Below are 14867 nucleotides of genomic sequence, written 5' to 3' on the forward strand. Positions count from 1 at the left end.
CCCTGGTGTCGGCCCTGTTCTCCCGTCCGTCGATCGGAGGTCCCGTCATGACCGACGCACCCGTCGTGGACACCCCGGCGCGGGTCCGTGGCCGGCTCACCCGGGACCGCATCCTGGAGGCGGCCCGGCGGGAACTCGGCCGCGATCCCGACAGCAGCCTCGGTGACATCGCCGAGGCGGCGGGTGTGGTGCGCCGCACGGTCTACGGCCACTTCGACGGGCGGGCCGCGCTCGTGGCGGGCCTGGTGGAGGACGCCGCGCAGGCGCTGCGGCGGGCGCTCGGTACGTGGGAGGGCCGGGAGGCCGACGCCGACACCGCGCTGGCGCGGTTCGTGCTCGCGGTCTGGCCGGTCGGCGACCGCTACCGGATGCTGCTGCGGCTCGCGCCGCAGGACCTCGGGGCGGAGAAGGTGGCCGAGGTGCTCGCGCCCGCGCGGGAGACGGCAGCGGCGGTCATCGGGCGGGGGCAGCGGGCGGGGGTCTTCCGGACGGCGGTGCCGGCGGGGCCGATGAGCCGGGCACTGGAGGGGTATCTGCTGGGGCTCCTGGAGTGCGTGAACGGCGGTACATGGGCCGACGACGGTGGGGGAGCGGCGGTCGCGGCGCTGGTCGCCGTGGGCGTGGACCGGGACCGGGCGGTTGCTTGCGTGCGGGGGCTGGGGCGGTAGGGCCGTGATGCGTTGTCGGTTGGGCGCGGCGCCGTCGGGGCTGGTCGCGCCCGCGCGGCGGAGCCGCATATGTCACAGCCCCGCGCCCCTTTCGGGGCGCTGCATCTTCCGGAAGGACATCCATGTACCTCGATCACGAACCCGTCGGTGACCCCTGCTACGGCGACGCCTCCGTCTACGCGAGCCCCCCGCCACCGAAGCGGCGACGGCAACTCGTCGGTGTGGCCTCGGTGGTCGTTCTGCTGCTCGGTGCCGTGGCCGTCGACCGGGTGGCCGCCGGGCACGCGGAGAGCCGTACGGCCAGGGCGTTCCAGGACGGCATGGGGACGCCGTTGCCGCCCGAGGTCCATGTGCGGGGGTTTCCCGTGCTGACGCAGCTCGCCGCCGGGCGGCTGGACCATGTCGATCTGGTCGCCCGGGACATACCGGCCGAGGGGGCGGACCGGCCGCTGCCGGTGACGCGGCTGACGGTCGGGCTGGACGGGCTGGAGACCTCGGGGAGTGCCGAGGAGGCGCGCGCCCGTGCGGTGGACGCCACCGCGTTCCTGTCGTACGACGACGTGTCGGACGCGCTCGGGGTGACCGTGGTCCAGGGGGACGCGCCGGGGCGGGTCGAGGCGACGGCCACGGTGCCGCTGGTCGGGGAGGTGACGGTGAGTGCGAAGGTCTCGGCGGCCGCCGGCAACCGGGTCGCCTTCTCGGACGTCCGCGCGGTCGACGGGGAACTGCTGCCGCCGCTGAAGGCGCTGCTCGACCGGGCCCTGTCGGTGCCGGTGCCGCTGCGCAACGTCCCGGACGGGCTGCGGCTGCGGTCGGTCAGCACCGCGCGGGACGGGATCGACGCCCGGTTCACCGGGCGGTCGGTCACCTTCCGGCCGGGCTGACGGGGATGTCAGTCCGCGTCGGGCAACGGGCGCCGGGCCACCTCGCGGGCGTCGTCCGGCGGCACGCCCAGCATGCGCAGCACCATCTCGGCGAGGTTCGCCGCGGCCTCGTCGCCGTCGAGCTCGGGGCGGGCGAACCTCAGTTCCACCAGGGACAGCAGGGTGCCGCCGAGCGCGGACAGGGCGACGGCCGGGTCGACGACGGTGAACCGGCCGGAGTCCATGCCCACCTGGACGTCCCGCACGGCCCGGGTGGTCAGGCCGTTCTCGCTGTGGATGTGGCCGAGGCCGCGGCGGCGCAGGACCTGCATCAGCTCCGGGTGCGAGTCCGCCATCCGGGCGCTCAGCCGGAAACCCGCCGCGACCAGCTCCGCCGGGTCGTCGATCCCGGCCAGCCGCTCGTCGAAGGTCTGGCCGAACTCCTCCAGGGCGTCCACCACGGCCGCCTCGAACAGCTCCGTCTTGGAGTCGAAGTGGTTGTAGAAGGAGCCGAAGCCGACGTCCGCGCGCTCGGCGATCGCCTGGATGCTGGCGCCGGTGTCCCCGGTCTCGGCGAGGATCCGCCGGGCCGCGCGCACCAGCGCCTGACGGGTCTCGGCGCGGCGCCGCTCGAAGCGGTTGCTGGGCGGGGCTGACGTAGGCATGCGCGGAGTCTAGTCGCGAGAGCGATGACGGTCACAGTCCTGATGAATTCATCATTTCCGGGCCGGAACATCTTGACGACGTAACTGTCACACTTGATGATTTCATCATTACGGCGATGTTGCTCGGAGGGCACCATGTCTGAAACCCGCGTCCCGGAAGCCGGCGTCAAGGCCGACGTCAAGACGGCCCACCAGGACCTCCACAGCGAGCGGGGTGCCCTGCGCGGGGAGCACCCGGGCCGGTCCCGGAACCCCGTGATCAAGGTGGCGGACCTGGCCTGGCTGGAGTTCGAGAAGCCGGACCTGGACCGGGCCGAGGTCTTCGCCCGGGACTTCGGCTTCGGGGTCGCCGCCCGCACCGACACCGAGCTGTGGCTGCGCGGCACCTTCGCCGGCCCGCCCTGCACGGTGATCCGCCGGGGCCGCGCCTCCCGGTTCATCGGCCCCGCGTTCCGGGCCGCCGAGCGGGCCGACCTGGACCGCCTGTCCCGGGCGACGGGGGCGGCCGTACGGGACACGGACGAGCCCGGCGGCGGGAAGGCGGTCGACCTGCTCGACCCGTCCGGCTTCCCGGTGCGGGTGGTGCACGGCGGTGAGCCGCTGCCGGCGCTCCCGGAACAGCGGCCGCTGCTGCTCAACTCCGGCACGGATCACCGTCGTACGAACGCCACCCAGCGGCCGCCCCGCGAACCGTCCCGGATCCAGCGCCTCGGCCATGTGGTGCTGGAGACCCGGGTGTTCGGGCGGGCCCTGGACTGGTACCTGGACACCCTCGGCATGATCGTGTCCGACTTCCTGTTCCTGGACGGGCAGCGCGACCGGGGCCCGACCATGGCGTTCCTCCGCTGCGACCTGGGCGGCGTACCGGCCGACCACCACACGCTGGCCATGCACCTGGGGCCGGGCACGGGCTATGTGCACTCCGCCTACCAGGTCACCGACCTGGACGCGATCGCCGCCGGCGGCGAGTACCTCAGGGAGCGCGGCTACCGGCGCAGCTGGGGCATCGGCCGGCACATCCAGGGCAGCCAGCTCTTCGACTACTGGCGCGACCCGGACCGCTTCATGCTGGAGCACTTCGCCGACGGCGACCTGTTCTCCCACGACGTGGAACCCGGCTGGGCGCCGATGTCGACCAGCGGCCTCGCCCAGTGGGGACCGCCCGCCACCCGGGACTTCCTCGGTGCGAGCCCCTCCCCGCAGCGGATCCGCGAGGTCGTCCAGGCGCTGCGCGGCGACAACGAGATGGACCCCGCCCGGCTGCTCGGCCTCCTCAAGGCCGCCCGTTCCTGACCCCCTCCCGCAGACCTACAGAGAGCCACCCCATGAGCACCAACGTCCTGCGCACCGCCGACGGCTGGTGGGCCGTCCGCGGCGAGCGCGCCGTGCCCGTCCCCACCAAGGCCGTCACCACCGCCGAGCTGATCGCCGACCGGGCCGCCGTCCAGGAGGCGGCCCGCTCGGACGAGACCGGCACACCCGTCGCCGGCCTCGTCGCCCTCTCCCCGGTCACCACCCCCTGCCGGGTGGTCGCCCAGATGGTCAACTACCGCAGCCACGCCCGCGATTCGGGCTTCACCGGCGACATCCCGCCCGCCTTCTTCCGCAAGGCGTCCGGCTCGGTCAGCGGCCCGGCCGAGGCCGTCGTCCGGCCGCCGCACGTGCGCTTCCTCGACTACGAGGTCGAACTCGGCCTGGTCATGGGCGCGTCCCTGCCCGTCGGCGCCGTCGTCGAGGAACGGGACCTGCCGTCGTACGTCGCCGGACTCGTCGTCACCAACGACGTCAGCGCCCGGGACGTACAGCTGACGAAGACGCAGTTCTACGAGAGCAAGTCGTACCCCACCTTCACCCCCACCGGCCCGTACCTGGCGCTGCTGGAGCCCGGCGACCTCGACCGGCTGCCCGATCTGCGGCTGCGGCTGAGCGTCAACGGCGAGCCGCGCCAGGACCGCACCCTTGCCGACATGATCGTCCGCCCGGCGCGGGCGCTGACCCTGCTGGCCGGCTTCCAGGCGCTCGACGCGGGCGACCTGCTGCTGACCGGCACCCCCGGCGGCACCGCCCTGAAGGCCCCGCCGAAGGCGGTCGAGAAGCTCGGCGCGCTGCTGCCGCCCGCCGTGAAGTGGAAGGCGTTCTTCAGGAGCCAGGCCCGCAACCCGCGCTACCTGCGCGCGGGCGACGTGGTCACCGCGACGATCTCGACCCCGGACGGCCTCATCGACCTCGGCGAGCAGCGCACCCCCGTCACGGACGCGCGCTAGGACCGAGGGAGCCGCAGATGACCGCCGTACCAGCCGTACCCGTAGCGCCCGTAGCACCTGTAGTGCCTGACGTCCCCGTGGTGATCGTCGGTGCCGGGCCGGTGGGCGTGACCGCCGCCCTGCTGCTCGCCCGGCGCGGAGTCCGCAGTGTCCTCCTGGAACGCCACCGGGACGTCTATCCGCTCCCGCGCGCCCTCGTCGTCGACGACGAGGTGCGCCGGATCCTCCAGGCCGCGGGCGTCGGGGAGGAGTTCGCCGCGATCGCCCGCCCGGGGAACGGGCTGCGGCTGCTCGACGCCCGGCACCGGGTGATGGCCGAGTTCCGCCGCGCCGGCCACGGACCGCACGGCTACCCGCAGACCAGCATGTTCGAGCAGCCCCGGCTGGAACGGCTGCTCCGTGCCGAGCTGGCCCGGCGCCCCGAGTGCGAGCTGCGCGGCGGCGCCGAGGTCACCGCGGTGGGCCCGGACACCGCCGGCCCGGTCCGGGTCGCCTACCGCGACGACGACGGCGAGCACGAGCTGTGGGCCGAGGCGGTGCTCGGCTGCGACGGCGCCAACAGCCTCACCCGCGCGGCCGTCGGGGCCGTCTGGGAGGACCTGCGCTTCGAGGAGAGCTGGACCGTCGTCGACGTCCGCACCCCCGCCGACGTCCGCTCCTGGGACGGCGTCGACCAGGTCTGCGACCCGGAACTGCCCGCCACCTTCATGCGGGTCGGCGAGGACCGCTACCGCTGGGAGTTCCGGCAGCTCGCCGGGGCGGAGCGGCCGCTGCGCGAGCTGATCGCGCCCTGGCTGCCGCTCTCCTACGACGGTGAGTTCGAGGTCGTCCGCGAGACGCCGTACACCTTCCGGGCGCGGATCGCCGACCGGTGGCGCGCGGGCCGGGTCTTCCTCCTCGGCGACGCCGCCCATCTCACCCCGCCGTTCGTCGGACAGGGGCTGTGCGCGGGACTGCGGGACGCCTACAACCTCAGCTGGAAGCTGGCCCGCGTGCTCCGGCAGGGCGGCGACGAGCGGCTCCTGGACACCTACGAGAGCGAACGCAGGCCGCACGCCCGGCATGTGATCCGGCTCGCCGTCGCCATGGGCTGGGCCATGACCGGCGGCCAGGACGGCGCCGCGCCCCTGCGCCGCCGGCTGCTGGCCGCCGCCTGCCGCATCCCCGGCCTCACCACACTGGCCGGCCGCGACCTCAGCCCACCCCTCACCCCCGGCCCCCTCGTCCGCCGCGGCACCACCCGCCGGAGCCTCGCCGGCACCTACTGCCCACAGCCGTGGGTGCGCGCCGACGGGGGTGCGGGCGGTGGTCCCGAGGCCGGTCCCGCAGGGCCCGCCGACCGCCGTCGTATCCGGTTCGACGAGGTGCTCGGTGACTCCTTCGCCGTTCTGACCGCGGCCGACGGCCCCGCGCCCGCGCTGGCCGCGCTCGCCCGGGGGCTCGGTGTGCGTGCGGTTCCGGTCGGCGCGTTCGGGGACGACGGCACGCTCGCCGCCTGGCTGCGGGCCGGCCGGGCGGACGCCGTGCTGCTGCGGCCGGACCGTGTCGTCCTGGACGTCGTGCCGGCCGGCGGCCGTGCCTTCACCGACACCGCCGCCTGGGCGGCCCTCCTGCACACCACCCCCTCACCCTCACCGAGGAGCGCCACACGATGACCCGGCCGGCCCCCTTCACCACACCCGATCCGCAGGCCGTCGAGCGCAGCCGCATCGTGGACTTCGCCCGCCACGCGGGGCTCGACGGCACCGACTACACCGGCCTCCACCACTGGTCGGTCACCGACCTCGCGGGCTTCTGGGGCGCGGTCTGGGACTACTTCGGGATCGAGGCCGCCCTGCCCTACGAACAGGTGCTCGCCGAGGAACGGATGCCCGGCGCCCGCTGGTTCACCGGCGCCACCCTCAACTACGCCCACCACGCCCTGCGGCACCTCACCGACGACCGGCCCGCGATCGTCGCCCTCGCCGAGACCGGCGCCGCGTACGAGGTGACCGGCAAGCAGCTGCGCGCACAGGTCGCCTCCGTCGCCGCCACCCTGCGCGACCTGGGGGTGGAGCCGGGCGACCGGGTCGTCGGCCATCTGCCCAACACCCCGCACGCGATCGTCGCGTTCCTCGCCGCCGCGAGCCTCGGCGCCGTGTGGTCGGTGTGCGGGCAGGACTACGCGCCGAAGGCCGCCGCCGACCGCTTCGGCCAGCTCGAACCCACCGTGCTGGTCGCCGCCGACGGCTACCTCTTCAACGGCGTTGTGCACGACCGCCGCGACGCCGTCCTCGAACTCGCCCGCGCCCTGCCGACGTTGAAGGCGACCCTGCTGGTCGACCACGTCGGCCTGCCGTGGCCCGCGCGGCCGTACCCCACCCTGGTCGTCCCCTGGGAGGACGCGGCCACCCGCACCGAGGAACTCGCCTGCGCCCCGGTCCCGTTCGACCACCCGCTGTGGGTGGTCTTCTCCTCCGGTACGACGGGTCTGCCCAAGGGCATCGTGCACGGCCACGGCGGTGTCCTGCTCGAACACCTCAAGACCCTCGGCCTCCACTCCGACCTCGGCCCCGGCGACCGCCTGCTTTGGTACACCACCACCCACTGGATGATGTGGAACCTGGTCGCCTCCACCCTCCTGACCGGCGCCACGACCTGCACCTACGACGGCAGTCCGGCGCCGCTCGCCAAGCCCGACACCCTGTGGGAGCTGGCCGCCCGGCACCGGGTGACCGTCTTCGGCACCAGCCCCCAGTACCTGCTGGGCATGGCCAAGTTCGGCATCGACCCGTCCGCGTACGACCTGTCCGCGATCCGCGTGGTCGGCTGCACCGGCTCCGCCCTGCCCGCCTCCGCCTACCCCTGGGTCCGCGACCACGTGGGCGGGCACGTCCTGCTCGCCTCCATCAGCGGCGGCACGGACGTCGTCTCCGGCTTCGCGGGCAGCGCGCCCAACACCCCGGTGTGGGCAGGTGAGTTGTCCGCGCCCCACCTGGGGGTGGCGCTGGCCGCGTACGACTCCGCGGGCCGGCCGGTGGTGGACCGGGTCGGCGAACTGGTCGTCACCCGCCCCATGCCCTCGATGCCGCTGTACTTCTGGAACGACCCGGACGGCACCCGCTACCGCGACGCCTACTTCTCGGTGTACGAGGGTGCGTGGCGGCACGGCGACTGGATCACCGTCACCGGGCACGGTTCGGTGATCGTCCACGGCCGCTCCGACTCCACGCTGAACAGGAACGGCGTCCGCCTCGGCAGCGCCGACATCCACGACGTCGTCGAACGCCTCCCGGAGATCGCCGAGGCCCTGGTCGTCGGCGCGGAGGAGCCGGACGGCGGCTACTGGATGCCGCTGTTCGTGGTCCTCGCCGCCGGGGCGGCCCTCGACGACACCCTCCGCGACCGGATCCGCGACGCCATCCGCGGCGGCGCCTCACCCCGCCACGTCCCCGACGAGATCCTCGAAGTACCGGGCATCCCCCACACCCGCACCGGCAAGAAACTGGAGGTCCCCGTCAAGCGCCTCCTCCAGGGCACCCCCGTGGCGGAGGCCGTCGACCCGGCCACCGTGGACGCCCCCGACCTCATCGCCCACTACGCCCGCCTGGGAGCGGCCCGGCGGGGGCGGGCCGGGTGAGGGGCGGGGGCGCCCGGTCGGAGAGGGCTGCCCGCCGGCGGGGCTTCGCCCGGTGGGAGGGGGCTGCTCGGCGGGGCGAGCGATATGAGGGGCGGGGCGCTCGGTCGGAGGGGCGCCTGGTGGGCGGGGCGCCTGACGGGAGGGTCCCGTCCGTCAGGGCGGTCCGGCCGGCTGTCGTCGCCGGGTGAGGGGTGCCCTGCGGGGCGTACCGTCGAGGGTGTGGACGGCACCGCCGACGGGCTTCTCCCCCGGGCCGCGCGTGCGCTCGCCCCGCGGGTGGACGAGCTGATCGCGGGTGTCACCCGGTGCCTGCGCGACGAGGTGCCCGAGCTGTTCGAGGATCCGGAGCTGGCGCGGCTGACGTCCGAGAACACCGCCGAGCATGTCCTCGGCGTGCTGACCGGCCTGGAACTCGGCCTCGACCCCAGCGCCCTGGACCCGCCGCCGGCCGACGCGGACCGCGCCCGCACCCTGGCCAGGACCGGCACCTCCGTCACCGTGATGCTGCGGGCCTACCGGCTCGGCGAGGGCGTCATCCTCGACCGGCTCCTCGCCGAACTGCCCCGGCTGTCGGACGACCCCGAAGTGGTCGACACGGCCGCCCGCCGGCTCCTCGCCATCGCCACCCGGTACGTGGACCGCACCGCCGAACAGGGCGTCCTGGCCTTCCAGGCGGAACGGGACCGGCGGCTGCAGTGGCGGCTCTCCCTGGTCAACGCGGCCGGCCTGCGCGTCGGCACCGCCCTGGACATCGCCCGTACCACCCAGGAGCTGGCCGACCTCGCCGCCGAGGACTTCGCCGACCTGGTGACCGTGGACCTGCTCGACTCGGTGGTGCGCGGCCACGACACCCCGGCCGCGGAGCCGTTCCTGCTGCGCCGGGCCGCCCAGCGGACGGGACCCGAGGGCGGTCCGGAACCGGCGGTCAAGGTGCAGGAGCCGCACATCTGCCCCGACGGCTCACCGGCGGCCCGTGCCCTGGCCACCGGAGAGCCCGCCCGGCAGACCACGGCGGACCGCGCCACCCTCGTGGTGCCGCTGACCGCCCGCGGCACCACCCTCGGCGTCGCCCGCTTCTCCCGGTACCCCCGGCAGCACCGGCCCGGCCGCTTCGACGACGAGGACCTGCTGCTCGCCCAGGAACTCGCGGCCAGGACGGCGGTGGCCGTCGACAACGCCTGCCGCTACACCCACGCCCGGACCACCGCCCTCACCCTGCAGCGCAGCCTGCTGCCCCGGCGGACCGCCGAACAGTCCGCCGTCGAGGTCGCCTGCCGCTACCTGCCCGCCGGCGACCGGGCCGGGGTGGGCGGCGACTGGTACGACGTGATCCCGCTGTCCGGCGCCCGGGTCGCCCTGGTGGTCGGCGACGTCGTCGGCCACGGCATCCACGCCGCCGCCACGATGGGCCGGCTGCGCACGGCCGTCCGCACCCTCGCCGACATCGACCTGCCCCCCGACGAACTGCTGACCCACCTCGACGACGTCGTCATCCGGCTCGCCGCCGAGGCCGCCGCCGACCCGGACACCGACCCGGACCTGGACCCCGACCGGGAGCCGGCCGGGGACATCGGCGCCACCTGCCTGTACGCGGTCTACGACCCCGTGGCCGGCCGCTGCAGCCTGGCCCGCGCCGGCCATGTGCTGCCGACCGTGACGCACGGCGACGGAACCGCCGGCCTCCTCGAACTGCCGCCCGGCCCGCCGCTGGGCCTGGGCGGACTGCCGTTCGAGGCGGTGGAGGCCGAGCTGCCCGAGGGCACCCTGCTCGCCCTGTACACCGACGGCCTGATCGAGGCCCGCGACCGCGACGTGGAGGCGGGCCTCACCGCCCTGCGGGAGGCGCTCGCCCGGCCCGCCCCCTCCCTGGAGACCGCCTGCGACACGGTCCTGGAAGCCCTGCTGCCCACCGGCCGGCCGCACGACGACGTCGCCCTGCTGCTGGCCCGCACCCGCACCCTCGGGGGCGACCGGGTCGCCGCCTGGGACCTGGAACCCGACCCGGCGTCCGTCGCCCCGGCCCGGGCCGGGGTCGCACGGCAGCTCACCGCCTGGGGGCTGGACGAACTCGCCTTCTCCGCCGAACTGGTGGTCAGCGAACTGGTCACCAACGCCATCCGGTACGGCAGGCCCCCGGTCCGGCTGCGCCTGATCCTCCCCCGGCCCGCCGAAGGGCGGGGCCTGAGCACCCTGCTCTGCGAGGTGTCCGACGCCGGCGGCACCACCCCTCACCTGCGCCGCGCCCGCACCTTCGACGAGGGCGGCCGCGGCCTGCTGCTCGTCGCCCAGCTCGCCGCCCGCTGGGGCACCCGCCACGCCCGCCACGGCAAGACGGTCTGGGCCGAACTGAGCGAGACCGAACCCGCCGGGCTCCAGGCACTGTTCGCCTGACCGGTAGATCACTCATAACCAGCCCTTTTTGCGCGGGCATCCGGGGAACGCGGAGCCGGGGCCGTGGAACGCACTGCGGAAGGGGGCTCGGACCGGCGAACACGCCCTGGGGAGAACCGCGCGAGGCGCCCCCGGCAGGACTCGAACCTGCGGCCAAGCGCTTAGAAGGCGCCTGCTCTATCCACTGAGCTACGGGGGCCGGCTGTGCTGGCCTCGTACGCACTGCCCTGGTGCGGGCCGGTCCGTGACGTTGCCGGGGACAAGGATAGAACTCCCCGATCCTTGTCCCGGTTGCTTCGCCTCCGTGGCTCAATGTGGAGGTTCGGTGAAGCGGTCCTGATAATCGCAGGCAGGTACGAATCGTGCATCGCTTTTGGCGCCTGGCGCACCGGGTGTTGTGCACTCGTTATGCCTGGACTGTGCCTCCGTCCCAGTCGTCCCTTCCGCCCGTTGTGTTCTGTCGGCGCGCAGACATGTCTATATGCTTCAGAATTCCCCTAAAATTGGGCATTCTTCGCATGTGGTGACCTTGGACGTACGGCCCCAGCTGCTCGACACACTGTCCGCCCTGCGCGACCGTGTCGCCGCCGCACGCTTCCCGCTGCCCCTGGCGGGGGCCCCACGCGCGCGTGCCAACCGCGACGAACTGCTCGCACAGCTCGACGACTATCTGGTGCCCCGCCTCAGAGAGCCCGAAGCGCCCCTTCTGGCCGTCGTGGGCGGATCCACCGGCGCCGGAAAGTCGACCCTCGTCAACTCCCTGGTGGGGCGCCGGGTCAGTGAGGCGGGCGTACTGCGCCCGACGACCCGCACACCCGTGCTGGTCTGCCATCCCGAGGACCATCACTGGTTCAGCGGGATGCGCGTGCTGCCCGACCTCACGCGCGAGTGGGTACCGCATCAGGAGCCCGGCGACGACCTCCTGCTGCCCGGCGAGACCTCCGCGCGCGTGCTGCGCGTCGAGACCGCCGACAGCCTCCCGCGCGGTCTGGCCCTGCTCGACGCCCCCGACATCGACTCCCTGGTCGTGGACAACCGGGTCCTCGCCGGGGCACTCATCTGCGCCGCCGACATCTGGGTGATGGTGACGACGGCCGCGCGGTACGCGGACGCCGTCCCCTGGCATCTGCTGCGCACCGCCAAGGAGTACGACGCCGCCCTGGTGACCGTCCTCGACCGGGTACCCCACCAGGTCGTCTCCGAGGTCTCCCGGCAGTACGGCGCACTCCTCACCAAGGCCGGGCTCGGCGACGTGCCCCGGTTCACCGTGCCCGAGCTGCCCGAGTCGGCCTGGGGCGGCGGACTGCTCCCGGCCACCGCGGTGGCCCCGCTGCGGGCCTGGCTGGTCCATCAGGCACAGGACCCCGGCGCCCGCCGGAACACCCTGGCCCGGACCACCCAGGGCCTCCTGGACTCCCTCAAGGCCCGCATGCCCGAGCTGGCCGGCGCCGCCGCCGCCCAGTACGCCGCCGCGCTGCGTCTGACCTCAGCCGTCGAGTCGGCGTACGACAGCGAGCAGGCACGCGTGCGAGGACGCCTGCAGAGCGGTTCCGTCCTCGCCGGGGACGCCCTCAAACGCTGGCGCGCCTTCCCCCTCGACTGCGCGGCGGGGGAACTCCTCGACGCGCTGGTGGAGAGCCTCGCCGCCCTGCTGCTGTGCTCCGTCACCGCCGCCGACGAACGTGTCGACGACGCCTGGCGCCGCGAGCCCGCCTCCGCCGCCCCCGGGCTGACCGGCCGCGACCCCTCGCTGGAGAGCGCCGAGCACCGCATCGGCCTCGCCGTCCGGCGCTGGCGGCGCGAGCTGGAGGAGTACGCCGAGGACGAGGTGCGCGAGCTGGACCGCAGCGTCGCCCCGGACGCCGAGGGCGTCGCCGCCCTGGTGGCCACCGCGCTGCTGGGCGGCCGCCGTACCAAGGCGGCGGGGGAGCGGCTCGCCGAGCGCATCGGCGCCCATGGCGCGCTGCGGCTGCGCGACCGCGCGGGACGGCTGCTCACCGAGCACGTGGACCGCGTCCTGCACACCGAGCGCGAACGCCGGCTCGCCCCGCTCGACGCCCTGGACGTCCACCCCGAACCCCAGGCCGAACTCATCGCCGCCCTGTCCGTCCTCCAGAAGGAGAGGTGACCGGTGACCGCCGTCACTGACCACGACCACACGGATCACATGGAACGCATGGATCACACCAGTGACTACACCGGTGCCGGTGACCTCGACAGCGGCCCGGCCACGCCGGACGCCACCGCGCCCGCCGCTGCGCCGGACCCGGACCGGGAACGGGGCCGGGAACGGGGCCGGGAACGGGGCCGGGATCGGGATTGGGACCGGGATCGGGATCGGGATCGTGTCCCGGACCGGGATCGGGATCGTGTCCCGGACCGGGATCGGGGCCCGGACTCCCTCGGGGTCTCTGGTCCGGTCCCGGGACCGGCTTCCGCGCCGCCCGCTGCCGCTCACGCCGCTCACGCCGCTCACACCACCCACGCCGCCCAGGATCCGGCGTCGGACCTGGACAGGCGGGAAGAGGAGCCGGCGGATCACACGGCCTCCGCCGAGGCCGGCGCCGGCGCCGGCGCCGAGAACGTCCCGCACGCGCGTGTGCGGGAGCAGCGGGAGCCGGCCGACGACGACCCGGACCCGTCCACCGCCGAGGACGCCTGGGACGACGGACTCATCGCCCGCCGGGTCACCGAGACCGCCAAAGCGCCCGTCCCCGTCCTGGAGACCCGCGGCCCGGGCGCCCCGCCCCCCGCACCGCTGGCGTACGACGGCCCGCTGCGCTCCCGCCTCGACGCCCTGCGCGAACTCGTCGGCCTCTCCCGCACCCGCCTCGACAGCCGCACCCTCGCCGAGGCGGGCCGGGTCCTGGACGAGGCGGCCACCCGGCGCAGGCTCTCCGGCCAGCACACCGTCGTCGCCCTCGCCGGCGCCACCGGCAGCGGCAAGTCACAGCTGTTCAACGCGCTCGCCGGAGTGGCCATCTCGGAGACCGGCGTACGCCGCCCCACCACCGCCGCACCCATCGCGTGCACCTGGAGCGACGGCGGCGGGGCCCTCATCGACCGGCTGGGCATCCCGGGCCGGCTGCGGCGGCGCCCGGTGCACAACCCGGAGGCGGACGCCGAACTGCGCGGCCTGATCCTGATCGACCTGCCCGACCACGACTCGGCCGCCGTCCAGCACCGCGAACAGGTCGACCGGATCCTGAAGCTGGTCGACGCCGTGATCTGGGTCGTCGACCCCGAGAAGTACGCCGACGCGGTCCTCCACGAGCGCTATCTGCGGCCCATGGCCGGTCACGCGGAGGTCATGTTCGTCGTCCTCAACCAGACCGACCGGCTCCCCGGCGAGGCCACCGAACAGGTCCTGCACGATCTGCGCCGGCTCCTCGACGACGACGGCATCGCCCTCGGCGAGTACGGCGACCCGGGCGCCACCGTGCTCGGGCTGTCCGCGCTCACCGGCGACGGCGTCGGCGAACTGCGCGAACTGCTCGGCCAGTTCGTGTCCGAGCGGGGCGCGGCGGCCCGCCGGGTCGCCGCCGACGTGGACGCCGCCGCGGACCGGCTGCGGCCCGTCTACGCCACCGGGCGGCGCGCCGGGCTCACCGAGGAGGCGCGCGACGAGTTCGCCGCCCGGCTCGCCGACGCGGTGGGCGCCACCGCCGCCGGCGAGGCCGCCGAACGGGCCTGGCTGCGCAACGCCAACCGGGCCTGCGGCACGCCCTGGCTACGGCTGTGGCGCTGGCGCCAGGGACGCGGCGAACTGCCCACCAGCCGCCTGCAGCCGGCCCAGCCCGAGGAGGAGGCCACCGCACGGCAGCGCGTCGAGCAGGCGGTCCGCACGGTCTGCGACCGGGCCTCGGCCGGACTGCCGGGGCCCTGGGCGCAGGCCGTGCGCGAGGCGGCCGTACGCGGCTCGCAGGGCCTGTCCGAGGCGCTCGACGAGCTGGCCACCCGGGCCGGGCTGCCGCCGGGGCGGCCCCCGCGTCCCGGCTGGTGGCCGGTGGCGGTGTTCGCCCAGGCGGCCATGACGCTCCTGCAGATCGTCGGCGGGCTGTGGCTGGTGGGGCAGATCGCCGGGTTCATGGCACCCAACCTGGGCGTCCCGGTGCTGCTGATGGTCGGCGGGATCGTCGGCGGGCCGCTGGTCGAATGGGGCTGCCGGATGGCGGCCCGCGGCCCGGCCCGGCGGTACGGCCTGGACGCGGAGCGCCGGCTGCGCGAGGCCGCCGCCGGCTGCGGGCGGGCCCGGGTGCTGGATCCGGTGGCGGCCGAACTGCTGCGGTACCAGGAGGTGCGCGAGCAGTACGCGAGGGTGACGCGGACCGGGGCCGGGGTGGGGTGATCCATCGGCGGACGGGCGTCACTCGTCCGGGTGAGGGAGTTCTCCACAG

10 protein-coding genes and 1 tRNA gene are annotated in these 14867 nt (G+C 74.8%); 9 read left to right on the plus strand and 2 right to left on the minus strand.

Annotated elements, in window-relative coordinates; translation table 11 throughout:
• Positions 1-47 precede the first annotated feature (47 nt).
• Positions 48-668, plus strand: a complete 621-nt coding sequence (locus ACIPSJ_RS02400; RefSeq protein WP_401342850.1) for a TetR/AcrR family transcriptional regulator — start codon at positions 48-50, stop codon at positions 666-668.
• A 122-nt stretch (positions 669-790) separates the two neighbouring features.
• A complete protein-coding gene (locus ACIPSJ_RS02405) occupies positions 791-1552 on the plus strand; it encodes a DUF2993 domain-containing protein (RefSeq protein WP_401342852.1) in 762 nt (253 codons plus the stop codon).
• An 8-nt stretch (positions 1553-1560) separates the two neighbouring features.
• On the opposite strand, the gene ACIPSJ_RS02410 is transcribed toward ACIPSJ_RS02405, so the two are convergent.
• A complete protein-coding gene (locus ACIPSJ_RS02410; protein WP_359223667.1) occupies positions 1561-2196 on the minus strand; it encodes a TetR/AcrR family transcriptional regulator in 636 nt (211 codons plus the stop codon).
• Positions 2197-2331: 135 nt separating this feature from the next.
• On the opposite strand from ACIPSJ_RS02410, the gene ACIPSJ_RS02415 reads away from it, so the two are divergent.
• The 5 genes from ACIPSJ_RS02415 (at position 2332) to ACIPSJ_RS02435 (ending at position 10470) form a co-directional block, all read left to right on the plus strand.
• A complete protein-coding gene (locus ACIPSJ_RS02415) occupies positions 2332-3489 on the plus strand; it encodes a VOC family protein (protein WP_359223669.1) in 1158 nt (385 codons plus the stop codon).
• Positions 3490-3521: 32 nt separating this feature from the next.
• Positions 3522-4460 (plus strand): fumarylacetoacetate hydrolase family protein, encoded by a 939-nt coding sequence (locus tag ACIPSJ_RS02420; RefSeq protein WP_401342855.1) that lies wholly within the window; start codon positions 3522-3524, stop codon positions 4458-4460.
• A 17-nt stretch (positions 4461-4477) separates the two neighbouring features.
• The gene (locus ACIPSJ_RS02425; protein WP_401342857.1) at positions 4478-6115 is read left to right on the plus strand and encodes a bifunctional 3-(3-hydroxy-phenyl)propionate/3-hydroxycinnamic acid hydroxylase; all 1638 of its coding nucleotides are present in this window, start codon (positions 4478-4480) and stop codon (positions 6113-6115) included.
• Positions 6112-8079 (plus strand): acetoacetate--CoA ligase, encoded by a 1968-nt coding sequence (locus ACIPSJ_RS02430; protein WP_401342859.1) that lies wholly within the window; start codon positions 6112-6114, stop codon positions 8077-8079. Before ACIPSJ_RS02425 ends, ACIPSJ_RS02430 begins: the two co-directional genes overlap by 4 nt.
• A gap of 219 nt (positions 8080-8298) precedes the next feature.
• Complete coding sequence (locus ACIPSJ_RS02435; protein ID WP_401342860.1) at positions 8299-10470, plus strand: SpoIIE family protein phosphatase; 2172 nt, start codon at positions 8299-8301, stop codon at positions 10468-10470.
• A gap of 126 nt (positions 10471-10596) precedes the next feature.
• Here the strand turns inward: ACIPSJ_RS02435 and ACIPSJ_RS02440 are convergent.
• Positions 10597-10669: transfer RNA gene (locus ACIPSJ_RS02440), tRNA-Arg, on the minus strand.
• A 321-nt stretch (positions 10670-10990) separates the two neighbouring features.
• Here ACIPSJ_RS02440 and ACIPSJ_RS02445 point away from each other — a divergent pair.
• A complete protein-coding gene (locus ACIPSJ_RS02445) occupies positions 10991-12598 on the plus strand; it encodes a dynamin family protein (RefSeq protein ID WP_359223678.1) in 1608 nt (535 codons plus the stop codon).
• Positions 12599-12646: 48 nt separating this feature from the next.
• Positions 12647-14818, plus strand: a complete 2172-nt coding sequence (locus tag ACIPSJ_RS02450; protein WP_401344535.1) for a YfjP family GTPase — start codon at positions 12647-12649, stop codon at positions 14816-14818.
• Positions 14819-14867 lie beyond the last annotated feature (49 nt).

Source organism: Streptomyces sp. NPDC090088, assembly GCF_044747345.1.
GTDB lineage: Bacteria > Actinomycetota > Actinomycetes > Streptomycetales > Streptomycetaceae > Streptomyces.